Genomic DNA, 23,380 nt, shown 5'->3' on the forward strand with positions numbered 1-23,380 from the left:
GGCCCGGAGTGGTCAACGGCCTGGTCTGGAGCGATTCCGGCGGCGAGATAGTGCTGGTGGAGGCGGCGAAAATGCCCGGCACCGGCCAGCTGCTGCTCACGGGCTCCCTTGGCGCGGTGCTCAAGGAGTCGGCGCAGACAGCGCTTTCCTACATCCGGGGGAATGCCGAGACCTTCGGCCTGGCCCCGGATTTCTTCGCCGCGCAGGACCTGCACATCCACATCCCGGCCGGAGCCATTCCCAAGGACGGCCCCTCCGCCGGAGTCACCATCCTCATGGCCCTGCTGTCGCTTTTGACAGGCAGGCCCGCAAGGCCCGGTGTGGCCCTGACCGGCGAGATGTCGCTGGGGGGCGCGCTTCTGCCCGTGGCGGGCATCCGCGAGAAGATCCTGGCGGCCCAGCGCGGCGGCGTGCACACCGTGGCCCTGCCGGAGGGCAACAGGCCCGAGGCCGAGACCCTGGAACAGGACATCCGCGCCAGCGTCGGCATCGTGCTGGCAGGCGAGGCGGCGGAGCTGGTGGACGTGGTGCTGGAGGTCCGGAAGCCAGCCTGAGGCCTCCACGCCCCTTGCGCAGCCTCGGCCGCAGGCATATCTGGAAAACGCCTTGCGCCGGCCCGGCACAGTGTTTTAGAGGAGCTCCCGTGCAGCATTCCAAGCCGCTTATCCGCATGAACATCCGCCGCCGCGTCCTTCTGGGGATGCTGCTCTCGGTGCTGGCCGTCGGGCTCATCGGCACGTTCTCCTATCATTCCCTGGCCCAGATCGAGCGCAAGATGGGCTTCATCGAGGTCATCGACGACCTGGGCAACACCATTCTGGAAATTCGCCGCTACGAGAAGAACTTCATGCTCTACGGCCAGCAGGAGGACTACGACGCCAGCCGCGAATACGCGGCCAAGGCGAGCGACATCCTGGTCAAGCTGGAGGGCAACGCCGCGGAGTTCGGCCTGGCCCAGGAGCACGCCTCCCTCAAGTCCGTGCTGCTGGAGTACGAGGCCATGGCCGCGCGGCTCTCCCTGGTGCGCGACCAGGGCCGCAGGGCCCCGCAGGCCGAGCGCGACCGCCTGCGCGACACGGGCAAGCAGCTGGTGGACCTGTCCCAACGCCTGGTGATCCATGAGCGCGCGCGCGTGCTGACCATCGTCCAGTCCCTCAAGCGGCAGCTGATGCTTTCGGTGGCGGTGTTCCTGGCCCTTGGCGGCGGCTTCCTCTTCGTGCTGGGGCACAAGACCATCTCCGCGCTGCGCAGCATCGAACAGGCCACCCACGAAATAGCCAAAGGCTGCTTCACGGCCCTGGTGCCCTCGGGCTCCGACGACGAGGTGGCCCGCGTGGTGGGGGCCTTCAACCACATGATCGCAGAGCTGCAGAAGCGCCAGGACCAGCTGGTGCGCGAGAAGAAGCTCTCGTCCCTGGGCGTGCTGACCAGCGGCGTGGCCCACCAGTTGAACAACCCCCTGAACAACATCTCCACCTCCTGCCAGATACTCATGGAGGAAGGCCCGGAGGCCGATCCCGGCTTTGCCCGCAAGCTGCTCGGAAACATCGACGGCGAGGTGGCGAGAGCCCGGGACATCGTCAAGGGCCTGCTGGAATTCTCCCGGGCCAAGGAGTTCGAACGCAAACCCACAAGCCTGGCCGAGGTGGTGGAGCGTTCCGTGCGGCTGGTGTCCAGCCAGGTGCCCGCCGGGGTAGAGATAACCCGCGAGGTGCCGCCGGACCTCGTCCTGCTCATGGACGCCCAGCGCATGCAGGAGGTCTTCCTGAACCTTTTGATCAACGCCTTGCAGGCCCAGAAGGACAAGACCGGACGCATCGCCATCTCCGCCGGGCGCGACGAAGCCCAAGGCCAGGCCGTCATCAGCGTGGCCGACACGGGCGCGGGCATCGCCGAGGCGGATCTGGCGCACATCTTCGACCCCTTCTTCACCACCAAGGAAGTCGGCAAGGGCACAGGGCTCGGCCTGTCCATCGTGTTCGGCATCGTGGAGCAGCACCAGGGAAGCATCAGCGTGGAGAGCGCGCCCGGCCAGGGCACCTGCTTCACCCTGCGCCTGCCTCTGGAAGGCGCGGCCTTTGCCTGCGCAGGGAGGGAAGCATGAGCGCCGGGCGCGTGCTGGTGGTGGACGACGAGGCCATCGCCTGCGAAAACCTGGTGCACGTGCTGACCCGCGCGGGCTATGAAGCCCATGGCGTGGGCGATTCCCGCGCGGCCCTGGCCGAGCTGGGCAGGGCCGAATACGACCTGCTGCTCACGGATCTGCGCCTGGGCGAGGTCAGCGACCAGGACGGCATCGGGCTCATGGAACGCGCGCGCAAGCTGCATCCCGGCATCGAGGCCGTGGTCATGACCGGCTACGCCACCATCCCGGGGGCCGTGGACGCCATGAACCGCGGCGCCTATTCCTATCTGGCCAAGCCCCTGAACATCGACGAGGTGCGCGCCCTGGCCGCCAAGGCCGTGGAATCCAGCCGGCTGCGCCGCGAGGTGCTGGACCTGCGCCAGCAGCTCAAGAACCGCAACGCGCCGCCCCTGCTGGTGGGCAAAAGCCCGGCCATGGCCGCGCTGCTCAAGACCATCGCCCAGGTGGCCCCCACCTCCTCCACGGTGCTGCTGCTGGGCGAAACCGGCACCGGCAAAGAGCTGGCGGCCCGGGCCATCCACCAGGCCAGCCAGCGCGCGGGCAAGCGCTTTCTGGCCGTGAACTGCGGAGCCTTCAGCGAGGAGCTGCTGGCCGGGGAGCTCTTCGGCCACGAGAAGGGCGCCTACACCGGCGCCATGGAACGCAAGGCCGGACTGTTCGAGGCCGCGGACGGCGGCACCCTGTTCCTGGACGAGGTGGGCGAGATGACGCCCGCCATGCAGGTGCGCCTGCTGCGCGTGCTGCAGGAGCGCAAGTTCATGCGCGTGGGCGGCACGGCCGACATCCCCGTGGACGTGCGGGTCATCGCCGCCACCAACAAGGACCTGGCCGCCGAGGCCGAGGCGGGCTCCTTCCGGCTGGACCTCTACTACCGCCTGAACGTCATCACTTTGCGCCTGCCCGCCCTGGCGGAGCGGCGCGAGGACATCCCGCTTCTGGCCCGGCACTTCCTGCTCAAGTACTCCGAACTGCTGGGCCGCGAGGTGCGCGAACTGTCGCCCGAGGTGCTGCACATCCTGGACACCTACCCCTTTCCCGGCAATATCCGCGAGCTGGAAAACCTCATGGAGCGCGCTGTGGTCCTGACTGATGGGGAGAGGGTGGAGCCCGCGCACCTGCCCCCGGACCTGCAGCTGGACCAGCCGCAGCTCATGACCTCGCGCCATGCGGGCCTGCCCACCCTGGAAGAAAACGAGCGCCAGCACATTCTTTGGGTGCTGGAGCACACCGAAGGCAACAAGACCCGCGCGGCCGAGATCCTCGGCATCGACCGCGCCTCCCTCTGGCGCAAGCTCAAGCGCGCCGGGCTCGGCTAGGCTGAAGCGGCGCGCCGCGCAGGAACCGGGCGAACACCCCCCAAACCCCAAGCGAGAGCCGTGTGCTGATACGCGACGCCCGCCAGGATGACATTCCCGGAATCCTGGCCATCTACAACGACGCGGTGGCCAACACCACGGCCATCTGGAACGAAACCGAAGTGGACGCGGCCAACCGCAGCGCCTGGATGCAGGAGCGCCAGCGGGCGGGCCTGCCGGTCCTTGTGGCCCACGGGGACGGCCAGGTGCTGGGCTACGCCTCCTACGGGCCCTGGCGGCCCTTCGAGGGCTACCGCCACACCGTGGAGCATTCAGTCTACGTGCTGCGCGGCCGGCGCGGCGGCGGCATCGGCAAAAGCCTCATGCTCGAACTCATCGCCCGCGCGCGGACCCAGGGCCTCCACGCCATGGTGGCGGGCATCGAGGCGGGAAACGAGGCCTCCTTGCGCCTGCACCGGAGCCTGGGCTTTGAATCCGCCGGTGTGCTGCGCGAGGTGGGCACTAAATTCGGCAAATGGCTCGACCTGGCTTTCCTCAGCCTCATCCTCGAGACGCCCGGCCAGGACTGAGCCCGCCCTTCAACCACCCTTTTCCGCGCGGGGTTCCGGCCCCTCGGCGCGCAGTTCGGGCCCTGGCCCGCCATGCGGGTGGGCAGGCGGGCCCTGGTCTATGGCGGCAAAATATTCGAGAATGCGCCCAACGGGGCCATCTTCGCCTTTGGGCCCCACGACGCGGCACGCTGATACGCCCCAAACAGGAGGACAATACTCATGGACATCACACGAATCGGCTCTCAGGCTTCCGTCAAGGGCCCGGCCGAGTGGTTCACCGGCACCGTGCGCATCGACTCCATGTTCGAGCGCGGCGCTCCGGCGCGCATCGCCGGGGCCGTCGTCACCTTCGAACCCGGCGCGCGCACGGCCTGGCACAGCCATCCGCTGGGGCAAACCCTCATGGTGACCGCGGGCTGCGGGCAGGTGCAGCGCGAGGGCGGCCCGGTGGAGGCCATCCGCCCCGGCGACGTGGTGTGGATCGCCCCGGGCGAAAAGCACTGGCACGGGGCCATGCCCGCCACGGCCATGACGCACATCGCCATTGTGGAGGCCCAGGACGGCGTCAGCTCCACCTGGATGGAGCACGTGACGGACGAGCAGTACGACGGCAAATAGACGGCCGCGGGGCCAGAACATGCGAAGGGGGCCTTGCGGCCCCTTTTCGTTTGCTCAATATACTTGCTGAACTACTTGCTGACCTACTTGCTAAACATGGCCCGCACGCCGGCCAGGCGCTCGTCGAAGCCTTCTCCCTCAAGGTCGGCCACGACCCGTTCCAACACCTCTGGAATCTGGATGCCCTGTGGGCACTTTTCCAGGCACGCTCCGCAGGCCACGCACCGGGAGGCGAAGCCCGCGCCTTCGCCCTCGCCCTGCACCACGCCCAGGCTTGCGGCGTAGAAGTACTTCATCCCCGCCTCGTTTCCGAAGAGATGCAGCTGGTTGTACAGGTCGAAGCACTTGGGGATCTCCACCCCGGCGGGACAGGGCATGCAGTAGCCGCAGCCCGTGCAGCCCACCTTCATGAGCTCGTGGTACTTGCCCGCGGCGCCCTCCACCAGGGCCAGCTCCTGCGCGGTGAGCGACCCGGCGGCGGCCTGAGAGGCGATGGCGAGGTTTTCCTCTATGTGCGCCTCCTCGTTCATGCCCGAGAGCACCACCGTCACTTCCGGGTGGTTCCACACCCAGCGCAGGGCCCATTCCACCGGCGTGCGCGGGGTGGCCGCATGGGCCCAGATGTCCGCCACGGCGGGCGGCGGCGTGGGACGGCCCAGATTGCCGCCGCGCAGGGGCTCCATGACGACCACGCCCAGGCCCTTGGCCGCCGCGTATTGCAGGCCTTCGGTTCCGGCCTGGAAGGTCTCGTCCAGGTAGTTGTACTGGATCTGGCAGAAGATCCAGGGGTAGGCGTCGACGATGCGCTTGAAGTCCGGGGCCAGGCCGTGGAATGAGAAGCCCGCGTTGACGATGCGCCCGTCCGCCTTGGCCGCGTCGAGGAATTCCGTCACGCCGTGTTTCGCCACCGCGTCCCACAGGTCGCCGTCCAGGGCGTGCACGAGGTAGTAGTCGATGCACGAAATGCCCAGCCGCTTAAGCTGCGCGTCAAGGTAACGGTCCATGTCCGCGCGGCTGCGGATCATCCAGGAAGGCAGCTTGGTGGCGACCTTCACCTTGTCGCGGTAGCCGTCGCGCAGGGCCTCGCCCAGCAGCACCTCGCTGTCTCCGCCGTGGTAGGGCCAGGCCGTGTCCACGTAGTTCACGCCCTGATCGACGGCCTGGCGGATCTGGGCGATGGCCCGCTTTCTGTCGATGGCCCCGTCTTTCATGGGCAGGCGCATGCAGCCGAAGCCCAGAGCGGAAAGCTGGTCGCCGTTTTGCGGCATGGTTCTGTAAAGCATCGGATTCTCCTTTCGGTTAGGCGCGGGCCGGTTTAGCACGGGGCCAAACCCAGGCGGGCATGTTTCCGGCATCATAGCCGAGCCGGAGCGCAGCGCCGAGCCCGATCCTGCTTTTTTCTTGCCCATTCCTGCCGAAGGCTCGCAGCATCCTGCTCTTACGCGCGCAGCAGCGGCAAGAAAGTGCGAACATAGCCCGCGCCGGAAACAGCCCTCCGAGGCACGAAGAGAGAATCAGGCAAGAATTGCGCAGGATCGTGTCTACCGTTCAGAGGTCGGCGCGACTAAAGTCAGCGCCAGCGCGGGAGCCGGGCGCAAGCGTTGTTCAGCCGCGCGCGGATTTGTGATAGGACTCATGCCAACAGCAGGGAGGAATCCCATGACGAACGACGGCCCCGCCCAGGAATACGGACCTGAGGAATTGCAGGCCACGCGGCAGTCACTGGCGCAAACCATCGAGCGGCTCACCGCCAGGAGCCCCCGCGTCGTCACCGATGTTCCGGGCCTTGCGCTGGGGCGCTGCGAGGCCCCCACGGAGCAGACCAGCCACATGTACGAGCCGAGCCTGTGCCTGGTGGCCCAGGGGGCCAAGCGCGTGCTGCTGGGCGAAGAGCTTTACACCTATGACGCGGACCACTACCTCATCGCCTCCGTGGACCTGCCCATAGTGGCCCAGATCATGGAGGCCAGCCCGGAGAAGCCCTTCCTGGGCCTGGTGCTGAAGCTCGACCCGAAGATGATCTCCCAGCTCGTGGTGGACAGCAACCTGCCCATGCCCCGCACCCAGCAGACCGGCCGCGGCATGGCCGTGAGCAAGGTCACCGCACGGCTGCTCGGCGCGTTCCAGCGCCTGCTCGACCTGGTCGATGTGCCGGAGGACATTCCGGTCCTGGCGCCGCTGATCCAGAGGGAAATCGTCTACCGGTTGCTGGTGGGCGAACAGGGCCCGCGGCTCCGGCAGCTCGGGGCCGTCGGCACCCAGAGCAACCAGCTCGCCCAGGCCATCGACTGGCTGAAGAAGAACTTCACCCACCCCTTGCGCGTGGAGGAGCTGGCCGCCCATGCGCGCATGAGCACCTCCACCTTCCACCGGCACTTCCGCGAGCTGACCGCCATGAGCCCGCTGCAGTTCCAGAAACGGCTGCGCCTGCACGAGGCCCGGCGGGTGATGTTCACCGACCATCTGGACGCCACAAGCGTGGCCCTGCAGGTGGGCTATGAAAGCAGCACCCAGTTCAACCGCGAATACAGCCGCCTGTTCGGCGCTCCGCCCCTGCGCGACATCAAGGGCCTGCGGCGCAAGACGGAAGGCGCGGTCGCGACGGCGCAAGGCATGCGCGGCAAGGAGATCTGACCGCGCCCGCCCTTCGTGCCAACAGGCGAGCCCCCCGGAGGAGTTCGCCGCGCGCCGGGCCACCGCGCACCAAGCCAGGCCCACGCCAGGTGTCGCAAAAACCAAGTGTCGCACAAATCAGGCGTCCCACAAAACGAAAGGGCCCGCGAAGCTGCTCGCGGGCCCTTTGTTGCGCGTCCGGCCGGAACGCGCCGATTCCGGCCGGATGCGCGGGGCGGGGGGATCAGTACAGTGCGCCGATATTCGCGGCCGTGTGCACGGTCTCCAGGTAGAACACGATGCGGCCGCACAGCGCGCCCGCGAGCAGCGCGTAAGGCAGCCAGCGCGGAATGCGCCGGGTGAGCGCCACAACCAGAAGCGGCCCGGCCAGCCCCACCAGGATATGCGCCCAGTAGAGCGGCGAACGCAGGTAGGCCACGGCGGTCATGTGCGTCACCGTCCCGCCGGAGAGCCAGGCCACGGGCAGCACCAGGTGCACAGCAAGGCCCACGGCCAGGGCCGCCACGAGCACGCCGCGCAGGCCGGGAGAGTCCTCCGATTCTACGAACAGGCTGGCAGCGCCCGCGCCCAGAATCACCGCGCTGATGAGGAACAGGGCAAAGGGCAGGCCGTTGTCCACGGCCGGGAAGCTCGGCGGGGAGTAGGTCATGCCCTGGATGAACAGGGCCAGCAGGCCCAGCGCGGCCGTGCCGCGCACCAGCAGGCTGGGCAGGCCCTTGTAGGCCGTGAAGGCCATGAGCCCGGTGAGGGCGGCAAAGGCCAGGGCCTCGCGCGAGAGCCAGGACGTGGACAGGTGCTTGAGGGCCATGAAGGCCTCCAGCGGGTGGCCCAGGTGCGCCAGGGACAGCAGCAGGCCCACGCCCAGAAGCCCTGCAGCCGCAAGCCATTGCCTGCGGTCGGCCTCGTCGCGCGCCATCTGCACGCCCGCGCCCTGGCCGGGCAGATCGGCCAGCCGCCAGCGGCGCAGGCCGGAGAGCAGCGTCAGGCCGATGGCCGTCTGGCTCAGGATGGTGAAGAGCACCAGCGGCAGCTCCATGCTTGGTTTCATATGTCCTCCCTCCTCTGGATCTTGGGCAGCTCCGCCTGGCGGAAGCGCGTGGACGGATTGAGCTTCTCCATCTTGGGGTAGCCCGGGGGATACTGCGTGGCGTTGGTGTCCTTGAAGGTGGCCAGGTCAATGAGTTGCAGCGCGTCCACCGGGCAGCTCTGCACGCAGGCGGGCTTGAGGCCCGCGTCCAGGCGCTGCCAGCACAGGCTGCACTTCTCGGCCCGCTTCTCCACGGGGTTATATTTCGGCACGCCATACGGGCAGGAGCGGATGCAGTTGCCGCAGCCGATGCACTTCTCCTGCTCGTGCACCACCACGCCGTCCTTTTCGCGCTTGTAGTAGGCCTCCACAGGGCAGGCCTCCAGGCACACGGGCTTTTCGCAGTGGTTGCAGGCGAGGGAATAGAAGGCCCGCTCGTGATGGGGGTAGATGTCAGCCTGAAGCGGGTGGACCATGCGCCAGGAAACGCCAGGCTCCGTGGCGTACTGGTTCTTGCAGGCCATGGCGCAGGTGAAGCAGCCGATGCAGCGCTTGGCGTCGACGAAGAAGGCGAGTTGTTTTTTCATGGCGACCTCCTAAGCCCTGGCGACATCGGCGAACTGGTCGTGGATGGCCACGCCGGGCGCGCCGGTCTTGAACTTGCCCATGTCCGACGAGGTGTCGTCCACAAGGTTCTGGCAGTTGAAGGTGAGGCCCTTGTACCAGGCCTCGTACATCAAGAGCGTGTCCGGCGGCACATCGGCCGTTATGCGCGCCTTGAGCCGCACCTCGCCGGTCTTGTTGAACACGCGCACGGCGTCGCCGTCCTTGATGGCGCGTTCTTTGGCCGCGCCGGGGTGGATGTACACGATGGGTTCGGGGTTGAAGTCCATCATCCAGTCCAGGTTCTGGAACTGGGAGTGGATGTTGAACTTGCTGTGCGGGGTAAGCAGGCGCAGCTTGTCGTAGGGCTGGCGGCCTTCCACATACTCCGGCAGGGCCTTGTGCCCGTTCTTGGCGCACAGCTCGGACTTGAACTCGTACTTCTTGGACGGCGTGGCGAACACGAGGTCGCTCCAAGCGGCCTGGGGCATCCTGGCCTTCACCGGGCCCTTGCGCAGGTCCTCCCAGCTGGCGATGCCGAAGAGGTCGTAGATCTTCTTGTTGAACTCCTTCTCCATCCACTCCCTGGTGTCGATTTCCGTGGGATAGGTGCAGGAGCCGGGAGTGAGCTCATTCATGCGCTTGGACAGCGCGGCGGCGATCTCGATATTGCTCCTGGCCTCGAACATGGGCTTCACGGCCTGCTCGTTCAAGGACAGCCAGTAGTGCCAGTAGGAAACGTTGACGGTCCATTCCTCGAAGATGGTGGTCACGGGCAGCACGATGTCGGCCTGCTCCACGGTCTGGTTGAAGAAGTGGTCCACCACCACGACCAGTTCGAGCTTCTTGAAGGCCTCGAGCAGCTTGTTGCGGTCGAAGTCCTGGGAGAGCACGTTCTTGCACGAGACCCAGAGCATGCGGATGGCCGGGTCCTTGGCGTCCAGGATCTCCTGGGCGGTCTTGTTGATGTTCAGCGCGCGGTCGGTGTAGGCCGGGGCCGCGGCTCCGGCGGCGAAGTCGAACTCGCCCTTGGGCCCTGCCGCGCCCACAAAGCCCTTGCTCCCCTCGGGCGGCTTGCGGATCATGGCGTTGTAGTTGAAGCCCCAGGTCTGCAAGTGGCCGTAGCGCGCGCCTCCGCCCACCTTGCCCACGTTGCCGGTCATGGCCACCAGGGCGTCTATGGCGCGGACCATGGCCCCGCCGTTGACGTGGCGCTGCATGCCGTAGCCTATCCAGATGGTGCCGGGCTTGGCGTGGGCGAATTCCTCGGCAATGGCGCGGATGCGCTCCGCCGGGACGCCGCTTACGCCCGCCGCCCAGTCCACGGTGACGTTCTTGCGCAGGTATTCGGCGAAGTCCTGGAAGCCCACGGAATTGGCAGCCACCCAGGCCTTGTCGTACAGCTCGCCATCCAGCAGGTGGCGACACATGCCCAGGGCCAGGGCGCCATCGCCGCCGGGAACCACCTGCAGATACTCGTCGCCCTTGGCCGCCGTCTGGGTGAACACGGGGTCGATGACCACCACCTTGGCCCCGGCCTCGCGCGCGGCATAGATGAACTTCATGCTGTGGATGGAGCACCAGGCCGGGTTGGCGCCCCAGATGATGATGTAGCGGCTTTTGGCCATGTCCTCGGGGTCGTTGCACCACATGTTGCCCAGGTCGTAGTTCTGGGCGTCTATGCCCGCGGGCCAGCAGGGCGTGCCCACCAGGCGCGTGGTGTAGCCCAGGCTCGACATGAGCCCTTCCACGCCATAGTTGGTGATGCCGAAGTTGCCGGAATATTTTGTCAGCGCCAGGCCGAGCAGCGAGCCGTCCTGCTGCTTCAGCTCCAGGATTTTCTTGGCGATGCGGTCCATGGCCTCGTCCCAGCTGATGCGCCGCCACTTGCCGGAGCCCCTGCCCTCCTGGAGCATGGGGTACTTGATGCGGTCCGGGCTGTAGGCGTAGCGCACATAGGAATTGCCCTTCACGCATAGGCCGCCCCGGGTGAAGGTGGATTCCGGCGCGCCCTCCACGAAGCGCACCACCCCGTCCTTGACGTAGCTCTTGATGGAGCAGGTGTCGTAGCAGTTGCGCGGACAGGCGTTGCGGAACACCTGGTAGCCGCCCTCATAGTTCTGGTTCGCGTCCGCGGGCCGGGGTTGCAGCAGCAGGCAGGGAGCCAGCGCCGCCGCGCCGCCCACGGCAAGGCCCTTCAGGAAGTCCCTTCGGGACAGCCCGCAGCCGAGCACCTGCTCCATCTTGTGTTTGTTCCATCCGCTCATGCGCCCTCTCCTCCTGTTGCCGGTTGGGGAATCTGGTCCATCTGCTCATACGGCGTGGTGTCCGCCGTTTCATCAGCAAGCCATTGCTCCAGCCTGCGCACCGCGAAACCGATGACCGCCGGGCAGGCCGGGTCGCGCAGCACGCGGTCCGCAAACTTCGGCACCCAGGCGGCCATGTGCCCGGCCACGAAGTAGCGCCGCAACAGGGCCAGGTGCGCGTTGGCCGGGTCGGCCTTTTGCCGCGCGCGCAGCAAAAGGGCCGTGTCCAGCTCCACGCAGAGGTGGTCCTCCGGCCCGTTGGCAAGCGCGGGCGAAACGCCCAGCAGCTCGTGCACCGCGCGCACGCGCTCCGTGGCCTGGCCTTGCAGCCGGGGCTCCGCGTCCAGGTAGATGGAGGAATACGGCGGGGCGACCAGCGCCCCCGGGCCGACGAAGAGCCGGTTGAAGGCGTATTCCGCCTCGCGCCAGTCGGGCGGTTCGGGCGGGGCCGCGCCGCAGGCGGCCAGCCGGGCGTAGGCGCTGGCCAGGCCTTCGGCCTCGGTGGCGGCGAAAAAGTCCCGCAGGGCCTCAAGCACGGGGGCGGCGTCGGCCTGGGTGTGTGTCGGGGGAGTGGACGCGCAAGGGCGCTCCCCGTTGCAATGGGTGTGTGTCATGATGGCAAAATGGTGCAATGTGGTCTGACTTCAAAGAGGAGAAAATGGGGAGATAATGGGTAGACGCGCCTACCCATTACAAGCGCCGCGCCAGGACTAGCGGGAGCGCAGGAAGGAAAAGAGGTTGGCGTTGCCGCCCTTGAGGTTCAGCTTCTTTCGGATATTCTTGCGGTGGGTCTGCACGGTCTCCACCGAGAGCTTGAGCGCCTCGGAGATGTCCTTGGTGCGTTTGCCCGCCTGGATGAACTGGCAGACCTTGAGCTCCATGGGGGTGAGGCGCAGCAGGCGGCCGTCGCCCTCCGCGCCCTCGCCGCTGCACAGGCGCAGCAGCTGGTCGCCCAGAAGGTCGGCATAGGCCCCGCGCACCTCGGCCGCGCCCTCGGCCCGGAAGCGCTCCAAAGTGGGCAGGAAGACCTGGCGCACGGTGTCCGCGAGCTGTTCGTGGAACTCCTCGCGCTCGCGCTTGATGGAGCTGATGACGTTGCGCAGGGTGATGTTCATCTCCACCAGGCGCTCCTTCTCGGTCTCAAGCTCCGCGGTGCGCTCCTGGACCTTCTGCACCAGCACCTCTCGCTGGCGCACATGCGCGGTGATGTCCATGAGCAGAAACAGGCAGCCCTTGGAAGCCAGACTGACGCCGCGCAGGGGCGCGATGTTCAGCTCGAAGTAGTAGGCCCCGTCGAACAGGCCGATCTCGTGCTGGACGCCGGGCGGGTAATAGGCCAACACCTCCGGCATGGAGGCGCACTCCAGCCCGAGCACGGACCAGACCGGCTCCCCGGCGAAGGGCCGCTCTCCCAGAAAGCGCCGCGCGCTGGCGCTGGCCTCGGTGATGAGGCCCTGGGCGTCGGTGACGAGCACCAGATCCGAGGTGCAGGCGAAGATGTTTTCGAACTTGTTCTTTTCCAGGGTAAGCTGCCGGTTGGAGGCATCCAGCCGGGCCATGACCTCGTCCGCGCCCAAAAGGGCGGAATGGCCCACCAGCAGGGTCACGGCCGCGTCGGCATGGCGGCGGATGAGCCGGATGGCCGCGAGCCTGCGCGCGAGGGGGGCGTCCATCTCCAGCAGCAGCTCCTCCACGGCCTGGACCAGGGTGGTGAAGCAGCCGAGGAACATCTCCCAGGTCACGCCGCGCAGGCGGTGCCGGTGCGACATCTGGATCAGCGCGTCGGCCCAGCCGCCGTGGTTGGCCAAGAGGGCGGGAAAATCCTCCAGCGCCTGGCCCTGCTCCAGCCGGGTCCACAGGGAGGCCAGGAAGCCCTCGTAAGAGCGGACGCAGTCCTCGCGCTTGGCGGTGGTGTGCTGCAGGTAGCCGGCCAGGGCCATGCCCTCTTCCCATTTCCCCAGGAAGGCAGGCACTTCTGAGCGCAGTGCGAGGATGAGTTGTTCAGGCATGGCACGCAATCTTTGGTTATCGTGTGCACAGGAGGTGGAGCAGTGCTCTCCATACGAAGCCCGCAGGGGATTGGCAACACCTTATTCCGCAGGGGCCTCGCCGCGTTGGCCGGTCTGGCTGTCCTGGCGGGCCTGGCCTTGCCGGCCTTCCCGCCGGGCGCGCTCGCCGGACCCGCTGACGCAGGCATCTGCCCCCTCACCACTCCGGTGTTCACGGCCCGGCTCGACGCCAGATCATACGCCACCGGCGTGGACCAGACCGCGCGCCTGCGCGTGCGCCTGAACCCGCGCACCGTGCCGGAAGGCTTCTTCGTCACCAGCATCATCGACGTGCTCTCCGGCCCGCCGGGCCAGAAGCCGCGCATCCTCACCGGGCACCCGGTGAGCGACGTGACCCCGCGCGAGCCCGGCACCTACCGGCTGCGCGTGCTGGTGAACCTCATCGCCAAGTCCAGCTGCGCCGGGGTCAAGGCCGTCACCCTGCTCGACCAGGAGGTCGTGCTCGTCGCCCACTGACGGAGCACACTGCCGGAGCGCACTGGCGAGCGCGCCCCGGCCCCCTTTTTCGCGCTGCGGCCCGCCGCATTTGCGCAGGCGTGCGCGGTTGCCTTTTTGGGCAATGCCTGTATACTTTTTTGTTGCAGCGAAAATTCCGCCGATTTGGAGCGTTCCCGTGAAGCGTCCGCACAGCCTTTCCACCAATCATCCGCGCCTGGGCCGTCCGTGCCCGGTTCTTTCCGCGCGCGCCCATTTCCAGCGTGAGGACCGCGTCCTCTCCCGGAAGCCGGGGGCTGTCGTGTAGCGCGTCGCATCGAAACGCCCACATGAAGGCCCCACTTTTCCGAACGGCGGAAGGTGGGGCTTTTTTTCGTCCGCGCTCCGGGGCCCCGCGCCCAGAGGGCGGCAGCACCATCAACACAGGAGAAGCCACCATGGACATCACCGCCAAGGCCATGACCGAACTGCTCCCCACGGACATCCTGTTCCAGACCTCCTTCTGGGCGCAGGTAAAGGCCCGCGTGGGCCTGAAACCCCGCGCCTTCGACCTGCGCACCGCCGGTCCGGAGAAGGACGTGCTGGTGCTGCTCAAGCCCTTTGGCGCGCACAGCATCGCCCTTGTGCCCCAGGGACCGGAGTTCGCGCCCCCGGAGGAGGAGTACGGCGCGTTCCTGGAGGATTTCTCCCTGGCCCTGGCCCAGACCCTTGATCCCGGCGTGGCCTTCATCCGCTACGACCTGCCCTGGACTTCCCCCTACGCCGGCGAATTGCAGGAACAGGACCGCGACGCCTTCCCGGAGCCGCGCCTGCGCGAGCTGCGCATGAACATGGGCACCCGGTTCTGGAACATCAAGAAAGCGCCGGAGGACATGACCGTGGCCAGCTCCCTGGTGGTGGACCTGGCGGACGACGAGGACCTGATGCTCATGCGCATGAAGCCGAAGACCCGGTACAACATCAAGGTCGCGCAGCGCAAAGACGTCGCAGTGCAGCTGGGCAGCGCGCGGGACTTGCCCGCTTTTTACGCCCTGTACCGCGAGACCGCCCGGCGCGACGGCTTCAGCCCCTGCGGCCTCAAACACTTCAGCGCCATGTTCCAAAGCCTGATCGCCGACCCCGGCCATTCGGAGCTGCTCTTCCTGCTGGCGCGGCACGGCGCCGACCTGCTGGCCGGGGCCATCGTGGGCATCGCGGGGGAATCGGCGCACTTCCTGTACGGGGCGTCGGCCAACATCAAGCGCAACTTCATGGCCCCCAGCCTCATGCACTGGACGGGCATGCTCCTGGCCCGCGCGCGCGGCTGCGTCCGCTACGAGATGGGCGCGGTTTCGCCCAGCGCCGACCCGGCGCACCCGTTCTACGGCCTCTACCGCTTCAAGACCGGGTTCGGCGGCAGGATCGAATACCGGAGCGGCTCCTGGGACTACCCGCTGCTGCCCGACGTGTACCAGGAGCTGCGCAACTCCGAGAGCATGTACGCGGCCTACGCCCACCAGGATGCGCACCTGTAGCGGGATGGCCCCGGCGCCCCGACGAAAAAGGGTCCGCGAGACGTCTCGCGGACCCTTTTTGCGTGCGCGCTACTCGGTCCCCTTGAGCAGTTCCATGGCCTCGTCCACGTCGGCGTTCTCGTGCACCACGCGGGAGAGGGCGCGGGTCAAGAGATCCGGGCGCTTGTGCTGGAAGATGTTCCGGCCCACGGAAAGCCCGGCCCCGCCCGCGCGCAAGGAGTCGCGCACCATGAGCAGGAAGTCGCGGGTGCTGTCGAGCTTGGGCCCGCCGGCGATGACCACGGGCACGCAGCAGGCCTCGGTGACGCGGCAGAAGCTGTCCGGGTCGCCGGTGTAGGGCACCTTGACCACGTCGGCCCCCAGCTCCACGCCAACGCGGGCGCAGTGGGCCACGGTGGCTGGGTCGTACTCGTTGGCCACCTTGGGCCCGCGCGCGTAGATCATGGCCAGCACCGGCATGCCCCAGCTCTGGGCCGATTCGGTCACCCGGCCGAAGTCCTCAAGCATCCTGGCTTCGCTCTCGTCGCCCAGGTTCACGTGCAGGCTCACGGCGTCGGCGCCCAGGCGGATGGCCTCCTCCACGGAGCAGACCAGGATCTTGGCGTTGGGCAGGGGCGAAAGGGAGGTGCTGGCGGAAAGATGCACGATGAGGCCCACGTCCTGGCCCTGGGTGCGGTGGCAGCAGCGGGGCACGCCCTTGTGCATCAGCACGGCGTTGGCCCCGCCCTCCACCACGGCCTGCACGGCCGCGCGCATGTTCACTATGCCGGGCAAGGGGCCCACGGTGGTGCCGTGGTCCATGGGCACGATGATGGCGCGCCTGGTGTTGCGGTTGATGATGCGCTCGAGCCGGATGGCTTTTCCAAGGTGCATGCGAAACCTCCTGGTCTTCTGGTTGCGCCCCTGGGACGGACCTGTTGCGGCGCGCGGGCCGGCGGTGAAAATGAAGAAGGGCCGCCGGCTTAACGCCTGCGGCCCTTCCTGAAGAGGCTTTGGTTAACGCTTGGTCAACACACCTCTCCGCGGCCGCAGGCGCGACTAAACCCAAAAAACACGCTGGTAAAGAAGAAGGTGTTTTGGGAAGCGCAGAGGTTCATGGGGGAGTGATTACCCGCAACGCTCCTGGATGTCAACGCGGCCCGACGCGAGTGAAATGCACGCCGCTCCCGCCACCTTTCCGTCCCGGCCGGCCAAGCCTTCCGGCACGTCCCCCGCCGTGCCGGATTCTGGAGCATGCGCGATTATCTGCCCGCCCCCTTGACGCACGCCTAAGAATAAGTGAGATTGTACAAGCTGGGTAATCTTTTTCTACTGGAGGGTGGAAATGAAGCGACTCATTCGAATGCTCTCGGCAATGGCTGTGCTGACGCTGCTCCCGTGCATGGCGTCGGCTTATGAGGTGCCCAAGGACCTCGTCATCAAACGACCGGAAAAAACGCCACAGCAATCGACCTGGGTCGGCCCGGTGAAGTTTCCTCATGGATTCCACGCCGTGTACAACCCCTGCAAGGCGTGCCATCATGAAGAGTCGGACCGCTCGCTGGGCCAGTTCCTGCCATGCACCCAATGCCACATCAAATCGGGTCTGGATGAGCCCACGGGCTTTTTCCGGGCTTTCCACAACTCCAGTCCGACCAGTTGCCTGGGCTGCCACAAGCAAAAGCGCCTGACCAAGCAGGCCATGCCGCCCATTTCCTGCACACGCGGCTGCCACAAGAAGCAGTAAAGGAGGGCCACCATGAGTTCGACCAGTCGCATCTCCGCAAAACTGCTGGACCGGCAGCTTGAAGGCGGACGCCTGTCCCGCCGCGATTTCATGAAGTTCTGCACCGTTGTGGCCGCGGCCATGGGCATGCCCGCGGCCTTCGCCGTGGACGTGGCCCAGGCCCTGGAAAGCAAGAAGCGGCCCAGCGTCATCTACATGCACGGGGCCGAGTGCACCGGCTGCACCGAGGCGATCCTGCGCTCCATCGACCCCTACGTCGACACGCTGATCATGGAAGTGATTTCGCTCGACTACTGTGAGAGCATCATGGCCACGGCGGGCCACGGGGCCGAAAAGGCGCTGGAAAAGGCCATGAAGAACCCCGAAGGCTACTTCTGCGCCATCGAGGGCGCCATCCCCCTGAAGGGCGGCGGCGTGTACGGCAAGGTGGCCGGCGAGACCATGCTCTCGCTGTTTTCCCGCGTGGCGGGCGGCGCCAAGGGCGTCATCGCCATGGGCACCTGCGCCAGCTTCGGCGGCGTGCAGGCGGCCGCGCCCAACCCCACCGGGGCCGCGGGCGTGGGCGAGGCCCTGGGCCCCATGGGCATCAAGCCCATCAACATCTCCGGCTGCCCGCCCAACCCCGTGAACTTCATCGGCACTGTGGTGCATCTCTTGACCAAGGGACTGCCGGATCTGGACGCCGTGGGACGGCCCAAGATGTTCTTCGGCTCCACCGTCCACGACAAATGCCCGCGCCGCAAGCACTTCGACGCCGGGGAATTCGCGCCCAGCTTCCAGTCCAAGGAGGCCCGCCAGGGCTGGTGCCTGCACCTGATAGGCTGCCGGGGGCCATACACGTACAACAACTGCCCCACGGTGCAGTTCAACCAGGCCAACTGGCCCGTGCGCGCCGGCGCGCCCTGCCTCGGCTGCAGCGAGCCGGGCTTCTGGGACCAGTACGCTCCATTCAACCGCGACGTCCTCATGAAGGGCGAGAAGGCCTAAGGGAGGTGTCGTCATGGCAGAGAAAGCATTCACCGGTCGCATCACCGTCGACCCCATCACCCGCATCGAAGGGCACCTGCGCATCGATGTCGAGGTGAAGGACGGGGTCATCGCCAATTCGTGGTCCAGCGCGCAGCTCTTCCGGGGGCTGGAGATGATCGTGCTGGGCCGACCGCCGGAGGACGTGCACCACTACGTGCAGCGCGCCTGCGGCGTGTGCACCAACAGCCATTCCCTGGCCAGCATCCGCGCCGTGGAAAACGCCGTGGGCGTGAAGCCGCCCCCGGCGGCCGAACTGGTGCGCCACCTCATCCTGGGCATGCTGAACATCCACGACCACCTGGTGCACTTCTACCACCTGCACGCGCTGGACTTCTTCGACATGGCCAGCGCGCTGAAGGCCGACCCCGTGGCCGCGGCCAAGCTGGCCACCCAGGTCTCCGGGCGCGAGGTGCAGCCCGGCGACTACTTCATGGTCCAGGCCAAGCTCAAGAAATTCGTGGAGAGCGGCCAGTTGGGCTGGCTCACCAACGCCTACTTCCTGGGCGGACACCCCAGTTACCGCCTGACCCCGGACGAGAACCTCATCCTGGCGGCCAACTACCTGGAGGGCCTGCGCGTGCAGGTGAAGCTGGCACATGCCTGGGCCATCTTCAGCGGCAAGAATCCCCACGCCCAAACCCTGCAGGTGGGCGGCGTCACCTGCTACGAAAGCCTGCAACCCGAACGCCTGGCCGAGTTCAAGGCCATATACGAGGAATGCGTGCCCTTCATCCGGCACAACTACATGGGCGACCTGATCCTCCTGGGCCGCCGCTATCCCGAGGCCTGCGTCTACGGGCGCACCACCAACTTCATGGACTTCAGCGACTTCCACGATCCCGAGACAGGCAAGAACCCGGCCTTCCGGGGCGGCGTGATGTGGAAGCGCGACCTGAAGCGCGTGGAGGAATTCGACCCGAACGCCCTGAAGGAGGACGTGACCCGCGGCTGGTACAAGACCACCGAGGCCAAGCATCCGTATGAGGGCCGCACCGAACCCGTGCCCGGCGACTTCGACCCCGACGGAAAGTACTCCTGGGTCAAGGCGCCGCGCTACAAGGGCGAATCCATGGAAACCGGGCCCCTGGCCCGCCAGGCCATCGCCTATGCCCGCGGCGACAAGGCCACCGTCTCGTTCATGAACGCCTGGCTCTCCGCCTGCGGACTGAAGCCGGAGAACATGTTCTCCACCCTGGGCCGCACCGCGGCGCGCATGGTGGAGACCCTGGTGCTGCTTGATCTCGTGAGCGGCTGGCACAAGGATCTCGTTGCCCGGGCCAAGCACCCGGATGTGGAGATCTACAGGCCCTGGAAGATGCCCGACAAGGCCAGGGGCGTGGGCTACGTCACCGCGCCGCGCGGCGGCTTGTCGCACTGGATCCGCATCGAGGGCGGCAAGACGGCCAACTACCAGATGGTGGTGCCCAGCACCTGGAATCTGGGGCCGCGCTGCGCCGCGGGCAAGCTCTCCGCCGTGGAGGAATCGCTGGTGGGCAATCCCGTGGCCGATCCCGAGCGCCCGGTGGAGATTCTGCGCACGGTGCATTCCTACGACCCCTGCATCGCCTGCGCCGTGCACGTGATCCACGCGGGCAAGACCACGAAGTTCAAGGTGCTGTAGCCAAAGGCCCATGAAACGCCAGGGCCCGTCGGACAGCGCGTCCGACGGGCCCTTTTCGCGTCCTGGGGGCGGGCGGGAGAATCACCCACCGTCCCGGCGCGGGCAGTTGCCCGGCGCGCGCGGCTCTGCTATGCCTTGGACATTGCGAAGGCCCGGCGCCTTTCGCCCTTCCCCCACTCCATCCTCCCGAGGTCGTCGTGACAGCATCCCGCCAGCACAATCTGATCCTGGAACTGCCGCCCGACGTCTCCTTCCTGCCAGCGGCGGCGGCGGCGGCGGAAAACGCCGCCCAGGTCTTCGGCCTGGACCGCGGCGGAGCGCTCAAACTCTCGCTCGCGGTGGAGGAGTTCTTCGCCTACCTGTGCCGCTACGCCGGGCGCGAGGAACCCCTGCGCCTCACCTTCAGCCAGGGCGGCACCTTTGTGCGCATGGCCTTCCGCTTCCGCGCCGGGGAGGTCAGCCTGCGGGCGCTCAATTTCGCCGCCAGCGTGGACCTGGAAGGCGAAGGCGGCGTGGAGTCCGCCCACGACGAACACGACGCCGAGCTGGGCCTGCTGGTGGCCTCGCGCACCACGGACCGCTGCAGCCTGGAGTCCAGCGGCGCGGGTGTGTACGTGCTCCTGGCCGAGGTGGACCGCCAGTACCCGGAAGCCGAGCCCCTGCGCCCGGAGCAGCAACTTTCCCCGCCCGTGAAGATGCCCAGTGCGGAAGCCGGTCCACCAAGCGAGGGCCAATTGCGCCATGCCGCGCTGCTCGCCGCCGGGAGCTACCCGGCGCGCTCCTGTCCGGCCAGTTTTTTCCGTCCGGCGCGCTTCGCCGACATGGTGGCCCACGGGCAATACCAGGCCCTGCTGGCCCAGGACGCCCTGGGCCGCCCGGCCGGGCTCATCTGCTGGCGCGGCTCCGGCCCCAAGTCCGTGGTCTTCTCCGGTCCATACGTGTTCGATGTCGGCCCGGACCGCAGCCTGGCCAAGGAGACCGCCCGCCTGCTGACCGAGCATTTTCTGGCCTCGGTGGCCCGCACGGAGGCCGTGTGCGCCTTCAGCGAACGCGCCACGAGCGACGTTCCCCCAGGCTGGTTCGAGAGCCTGGGCAGCCTGACCCTGTGCGGCGACCCGGACGGGGCCGAATCGGGCTGCGGGCCGGAGAGCCAGCCCGCGCTGTTCCGCCACCTGCGCGAGGACGTGGGCGGCGCGGTGTGGGCCCACCCGGAGCTCATGCCTTTCCTGGAACGCCAGTACGACAGCCTGGCCTTCTCGCGCGACCTCCTGAGCACCGGCGAGCGGCCCATCCAGCGCGCGCCGGAGCATTCGCTTTTGGCCACCAACTTCGACCGCAGGCGCGGTCTGGCCATCCTGAAGCCGCTGCTGGACGGACAGGACTTCGCCGCCAACCTGGCGGCCCACGTGACGGCCCTGCACGAGCAGAACCAGGAAATACCGCCGGACATCCTGCTGCACCTGGACCTCTCCGAGCCCTGGCAGGCGGCGCTCTACCCGGCCATCACGGCCTGCGGCTTCGCGCCCAGGCTCGTTCTGCCCCACGCGGGCTCCTCCGACCTTCTGGTGTGCCAGCATGTCCCTGCCCATCGCTGAGCTGGTGCCCCAGCATATCCGGGCCTTCGAGGCCTACGTGCCGAGCAAGCCCGACCCGGAGCTCATGCGCGCGTACAAGGTGGACCACCTGCACCGCCTGAACAACAACGAAAACGCCCTGGGCCCGCCGCCCGCCGCCGCCCGCATCCTGGCGGGCTTCGAGCCGCCGCGCGCGGCCGTGTACCCCAGCGGCGACAGCTACTTTCTGCGCCAGGCCCTGGCGGAGCGCTTCGGCAAGGACCCGGAGCGCTTCCTGGTGGGCAACGGCTCCTGCGAGGTCATCGCCAGCGTCATCAAGGCCTTCTGCGACAAGGGCGACAACATCGTCACCGCGGACAAGACCTTTGCCGTGTACGAATGGGTGGCCGAATTCTCCGGCTTCGAGGCCCGGCTCATCCCCCTGGCGGACAACGGCTTCGACAGCGAGGCCATGCTGCGCGCCATGGACGGCCGCACCAAGATCATCTTCGTGTGCAACCCGAACAACCCCACGGGCAGCTGGTGGGACCGCGACCAGATGGAGCGCTTCCTGCGCGGAGTGGACGGCCGGGCCATAGTGGTGCTGGACGAGGCCTACCGCGAATACGTGGACGACGAGCGCTTCCCGGACGGCATGGAGATCATGGAGCGGCACCCGAACGTGGTGGTGTTCCGCACCTTTTCCAAGATGTACGCCCTGGCGGGTTTGCGCGTGGGCTACGTGTGCGGGCAGAAGGAAGTGGTGGACTACATCCGCCGCACGCACATCGTGTACTCGGTGAATATGCTGGGCCAGCACGCGGCCGTGGCCGCGCTTTCCGACGACGCCGAGCACATTCCGGCCACGCGGGCCATGGTGGCGCGCGCCAGGGAGCTTTTGCTGCCCGCCTTCGACGAGCTCGGCCTGCCGTATGTTTCCGGCGCGGGCAACTTCGTCATGGTGCGCACCCCGGCGTCGGATTCGCTCATCTACCGCCAGCTCATGCGCCGGGGGGTCATGGTGCGCACCATGACCGGCTTCCGCTTCCCCAACTGGATCCGCGTGAGCCTGGTGCAGGAGCCGGTGATGCGCGATTTTCTCCTGGCCTTCCGGGAGGTCATCGAACTGACCCGGCCCGACGGCCCGGCATGAGCACGGCGGCGGCTCCTAAAACCCTGTGGACCTACGAGTTCTGCGCCCTTTGCGCGATCAGCCTGCTGTGCTTCTGCAATCTAGCAATTTTCTATGGATTCTATAACTACCTTGTACACCTAGACATTCCCGTTCCCTGGCGCGGACCGCTGCTGGCGCTGGAACCGCTCACCGCGCTTTTCCTGCGCCCTTATTTGAGCGGCGTGCTGACCCTGGGCAACAGCACCCGCGCCATGCGCCTGGGCGCGGCCCTGGCCATCGCCGCGCTCATCAGCTACCCGGCGGCCCAAAGCGTCCCGGCCATCGCCCTGGTGCGGGTTCTCCACGGCACGGCCTACGTGCTCCTGGCCTCCGGCGTCATGGCCGCCTTCACGCACATCCTCCCGCGCGACCGCGTGGCGCAGGGCTTCGGAATCATCTCCCTTACCACGCTTCTGCCCAGCGCGCTGATGCCACCCTTCGTGGAGTTCGCGACCCCGCATCTGCCCGGCCCGGGCTGGGCCTATGCCGTGGCCGCGCCGCTCATGCTGCCGGTGCTGCTCCTGCTCATTCCCTTTGGCCGCAAGACCCGCGCCCTGGCCGCGGCCCTGCCGCCGGAGCACACCAGCCGCCCGGCCTGGGCCGAGGTCTTCGCCGGACTGCGCGCGCCCGGCGTGGCCGCACTCATTCTGGGCCATTTCGGCCTCATATGCGGGCACACCATCGTGTATTTCTTCATAAAAAGTCTCAGCCTGGAGCTCGGCGCGGCCAACCCCGGCCTGTTCTTCACCTGCGCCAACCTGTCCACCATCGCCCTGCGGGTGCTGGGCATGCGCCGTCTGGACGGGTTCAACCCCGGCCGCACAGCCGGGCTGGCCCTGCTGTTCCTGGCGTTTTTGGTGCCCTGCTTCGGCCTTGCGCCGCGCCTGGGCGATGCGGGCGAGGCCGCGCTGCTGGCCATGGCCGTGCTGTACGGTCTGGCCCTGGGCCTGGGGATGCCGCTGTTCAACGCGGCCATGTTCCGCGTCAGCCCGGCCAGGCTGCGCGGCACCAACGCCAACCTGCTGCTGACCGCGCTGGATGCGGGCTTCATCCTGGGG

21 protein-coding genes are annotated in these 23,380 nt (G+C 67.4%); 14 read left to right on the forward strand and 7 right to left on the reverse strand.

Annotated elements, in window-relative coordinates:
- The 5 genes from VN419_RS05240 to VN419_RS05260 form a co-directional block, all read left to right on the forward strand.
- Window positions 1-554 (forward strand): S16 family serine protease (locus tag VN419_RS05240; protein ID WP_325645180.1); only part of this gene is annotated, 554 nt, incomplete at its 5' end.
- An 89-nt stretch (window positions 555-643) separates the two neighbouring features.
- Entirely contained in the window at window positions 644-2,104 is a 1,461-nt protein-coding gene (locus tag VN419_RS05245) for a sensor histidine kinase (RefSeq protein WP_325645182.1), read from the forward strand.
- Window positions 2,101-3,462 carry a sigma-54 dependent transcriptional regulator gene (locus tag VN419_RS05250; RefSeq protein ID WP_325645185.1) on the forward strand — a complete coding sequence of 454 codons (1,362 nt, stop codon included), beginning with the start codon at window positions 2,101-2,103 and terminating at the stop codon, window positions 3,460-3,462. The genes VN419_RS05245 and VN419_RS05250 overlap by 4 nt, the downstream gene beginning before the upstream one ends.
- Window positions 3,463-3,524: 62 nt before the next feature.
- Window positions 3,525-4,031, forward strand: a complete 507-nt coding sequence (locus VN419_RS05255; RefSeq protein ID WP_325645187.1) for a GNAT family N-acetyltransferase — start codon at window positions 3,525-3,527, stop codon at window positions 4,029-4,031.
- 201 nt (window positions 4,032-4,232) lie between these two features.
- Window positions 4,233-4,631 (forward strand): (R)-mandelonitrile lyase, encoded by a 399-nt coding sequence (locus VN419_RS05260; protein ID WP_325645189.1) that lies wholly within the window; start codon window positions 4,233-4,235, stop codon window positions 4,629-4,631.
- Between the two features lie 83 nt (window positions 4,632-4,714).
- Here the strand turns inward: VN419_RS05260 and VN419_RS05265 are convergent, their stop codons facing one another.
- On the reverse strand, window positions 4,715-5,914 hold the full coding sequence (locus VN419_RS05265) for an aldo/keto reductase (protein WP_325645191.1): 1,200 nt from the start codon (window positions 5,912-5,914) through the stop codon (window positions 4,715-4,717).
- A gap of 376 nt (window positions 5,915-6,290) precedes the next feature.
- Here VN419_RS05265 and VN419_RS05270 point away from each other — a divergent pair, with 376 nt between their 5' ends.
- Window positions 6,291-7,265 carry an AraC family transcriptional regulator gene (locus tag VN419_RS05270; protein WP_325645193.1) on the forward strand — a complete coding sequence of 325 codons (975 nt, stop codon included), beginning with the start codon at window positions 6,291-6,293 and terminating at the stop codon, window positions 7,263-7,265.
- Between the two features lie 223 nt (window positions 7,266-7,488).
- Here the strand turns inward: VN419_RS05270 and VN419_RS05275 are convergent, their stop codons facing one another.
- The 5 genes from VN419_RS05275 to VN419_RS05295 all read right to left on the reverse strand — a co-directional run bounded on the left by VN419_RS05275 (window position 7,489) and on the right by VN419_RS05295 (window position 13,210).
- Window positions 7,489-8,313, reverse strand: a complete 825-nt coding sequence (locus VN419_RS05275; protein WP_325645195.1) for a dimethyl sulfoxide reductase anchor subunit family protein — start codon at window positions 8,311-8,313, stop codon at window positions 7,489-7,491.
- Window positions 8,310-8,879, reverse strand: coding sequence for a 4Fe-4S dicluster domain-containing protein (locus VN419_RS05280; protein ID WP_325645197.1), 570 nt, complete (start codon window positions 8,877-8,879; stop codon window positions 8,310-8,312). The genes VN419_RS05275 and VN419_RS05280 overlap by 4 nt, the downstream gene beginning before the upstream one ends.
- 9 nt (window positions 8,880-8,888) lie before the next feature.
- Window positions 8,889-11,162 (reverse strand): molybdopterin-dependent oxidoreductase, encoded by a 2,274-nt coding sequence (locus VN419_RS05285; protein WP_325645199.1) that lies wholly within the window; start codon window positions 11,160-11,162, stop codon window positions 8,889-8,891.
- Window positions 11,159-11,815, reverse strand: a complete 657-nt coding sequence (locus tag VN419_RS05290; RefSeq protein WP_325645201.1) for a TorD/DmsD family molecular chaperone — start codon at window positions 11,813-11,815, stop codon at window positions 11,159-11,161. The genes VN419_RS05285 and VN419_RS05290 overlap by 4 nt, the downstream gene beginning before the upstream one ends.
- A gap of 96 nt (window positions 11,816-11,911) precedes the next feature.
- Window positions 11,912-13,210 carry a LuxR C-terminal-related transcriptional regulator gene (locus VN419_RS05295; protein ID WP_325645203.1) on the reverse strand — a complete coding sequence of 433 codons (1,299 nt, stop codon included), beginning with the start codon at window positions 13,208-13,210 and terminating at the stop codon, window positions 11,912-11,914.
- A gap of 42 nt (window positions 13,211-13,252) precedes the next feature.
- Between VN419_RS05295 and VN419_RS05300 the strand changes: the two genes are divergently transcribed.
- Both VN419_RS05300 and VN419_RS05305 read left to right on the forward strand, forming a co-directional pair.
- Window positions 13,253-13,726, forward strand: coding sequence for a hypothetical protein (locus VN419_RS05300; RefSeq protein WP_325645205.1), 474 nt, complete (start codon window positions 13,253-13,255; stop codon window positions 13,724-13,726).
- 416 nt (window positions 13,727-14,142) lie between these two features.
- Entirely contained in the window at window positions 14,143-15,219 is a 1,077-nt protein-coding gene (locus tag VN419_RS05305) for a lipid II:glycine glycyltransferase FemX (RefSeq protein WP_325645207.1), read from the forward strand.
- Between the two features lie 69 nt (window positions 15,220-15,288).
- Here VN419_RS05305 and VN419_RS05310 read toward each other — a convergent pair whose 3' ends face one another.
- Complete coding sequence (locus VN419_RS05310) at window positions 15,289-16,092, reverse strand: 2-amino-3,7-dideoxy-D-threo-hept-6-ulosonate synthase (RefSeq protein WP_325645209.1); 804 nt, start codon at window positions 16,090-16,092, stop codon at window positions 15,289-15,291.
- A gap of 451 nt (window positions 16,093-16,543) precedes the next feature.
- Here VN419_RS05310 and VN419_RS05315 point away from each other — a divergent pair, with 451 nt between their 5' ends.
- From VN419_RS05315 to VN419_RS05340, 6 genes are all read left to right on the forward strand, one after another.
- Window positions 16,544-16,945, forward strand: a complete 402-nt coding sequence (locus tag VN419_RS05315; RefSeq protein WP_325645211.1) for a cytochrome c3 family protein — start codon at window positions 16,544-16,546, stop codon at window positions 16,943-16,945.
- Window positions 16,946-16,957: 12 nt separating this feature from the next.
- Window positions 16,958-17,932 (forward strand): hydrogenase small subunit, encoded by a 975-nt coding sequence (locus VN419_RS05320; protein ID WP_325645213.1) that lies wholly within the window; start codon window positions 16,958-16,960, stop codon window positions 17,930-17,932.
- A 13-nt stretch (window positions 17,933-17,945) separates the two neighbouring features.
- Window positions 17,946-19,595 carry a nickel-dependent hydrogenase large subunit gene (locus VN419_RS05325; RefSeq protein WP_325645215.1) on the forward strand — a complete coding sequence of 550 codons (1,650 nt, stop codon included), beginning with the start codon at window positions 17,946-17,948 and terminating at the stop codon, window positions 19,593-19,595.
- Between the two features lie 197 nt (window positions 19,596-19,792).
- Window positions 19,793-21,190: an ATP-binding protein gene (locus tag VN419_RS05330; RefSeq protein WP_325645217.1), complete on the forward strand. Its 1,398-nt coding sequence runs from the start codon at window positions 19,793-19,795 to the stop codon at window positions 21,188-21,190.
- Window positions 21,171-22,301, forward strand: coding sequence for a histidinol-phosphate transaminase (hisC, locus tag VN419_RS05335; RefSeq protein WP_325645219.1), 1,131 nt, complete (start codon window positions 21,171-21,173; stop codon window positions 22,299-22,301). Before VN419_RS05330 ends, hisC begins: the two co-directional genes overlap by 20 nt.
- A partial coding sequence (locus VN419_RS05340) for an MFS transporter (protein ID WP_325645221.1) occupies window positions 22,298-23,380 on the forward strand: 1,083 nt, incomplete at its 3' end. The genes hisC and VN419_RS05340, both read left to right, overlap by 4 nt.

The sequence above is a fragment of the Humidesulfovibrio sp. genome (assembly GCF_035560995.1).
In the GTDB taxonomy this organism is placed as follows: Bacteria; Desulfobacterota; Desulfovibrionia; order Desulfovibrionales; family Desulfovibrionaceae; genus Humidesulfovibrio.

Excerpts from the sequence above, each read along its gene's own strand:
- VN419_RS05250 (WP_325645185.1), top strand. The coding sequence starts at position 2,101 with ATGAGCGCCGGGCGCGTGCTGGTGGTGGACGACGAGGCCATCGCCTGC.
- VN419_RS05260 (WP_325645189.1), top strand. The coding sequence starts at position 4,233 with ATGGACATCACACGAATCGGCTCTCAGGCTTCCGTCAAGGGCCCGGCC.
- VN419_RS05265 (WP_325645191.1), bottom strand. The coding sequence starts at position 5,914 with ATGCTTTACAGAACCATGCCGCAAAACGGCGACCAGCTTTCCGCTCTG.
- VN419_RS05270 (WP_325645193.1), top strand. The coding sequence starts at position 6,291 with ATGACGAACGACGGCCCCGCCCAGGAATACGGACCTGAGGAATTGCAG.
- VN419_RS05275 (WP_325645195.1), bottom strand. The coding sequence starts at position 8,313 with ATGAAACCAAGCATGGAGCTGCCGCTGGTGCTCTTCACCATCCTGAGC.
- VN419_RS05280 (WP_325645197.1), bottom strand. The coding sequence starts at position 8,879 with ATGAAAAAACAACTCGCCTTCTTCGTCGACGCCAAGCGCTGCATCGGC.
- VN419_RS05285 (WP_325645199.1), bottom strand. The coding sequence starts at position 11,162 with ATGAGCGGATGGAACAAACACAAGATGGAGCAGGTGCTCGGCTGCGGG.
- VN419_RS05290 (WP_325645201.1), bottom strand. The coding sequence starts at position 11,815 with ATGACACACACCCATTGCAACGGGGAGCGCCCTTGCGCGTCCACTCCC.
- VN419_RS05295 (WP_325645203.1), bottom strand. The coding sequence starts at position 13,210 with ATGCCTGAACAACTCATCCTCGCACTGCGCTCAGAAGTGCCTGCCTTC.
- VN419_RS05305 (WP_325645207.1), top strand. The coding sequence starts at position 14,143 with ATGGACATCACCGCCAAGGCCATGACCGAACTGCTCCCCACGGACATC.
- VN419_RS05310 (WP_325645209.1), bottom strand. The coding sequence starts at position 16,092 with ATGCACCTTGGAAAAGCCATCCGGCTCGAGCGCATCATCAACCGCAAC.
- VN419_RS05315 (WP_325645211.1), top strand. The coding sequence starts at position 16,544 with ATGAAGCGACTCATTCGAATGCTCTCGGCAATGGCTGTGCTGACGCTG.
- VN419_RS05320 (WP_325645213.1), top strand. The coding sequence starts at position 16,958 with ATGAGTTCGACCAGTCGCATCTCCGCAAAACTGCTGGACCGGCAGCTT.
- VN419_RS05325 (WP_325645215.1), top strand. The coding sequence starts at position 17,946 with ATGGCAGAGAAAGCATTCACCGGTCGCATCACCGTCGACCCCATCACC.
- hisC (WP_325645219.1), top strand. The coding sequence starts at position 21,171 with ATGTCCCTGCCCATCGCTGAGCTGGTGCCCCAGCATATCCGGGCCTTC.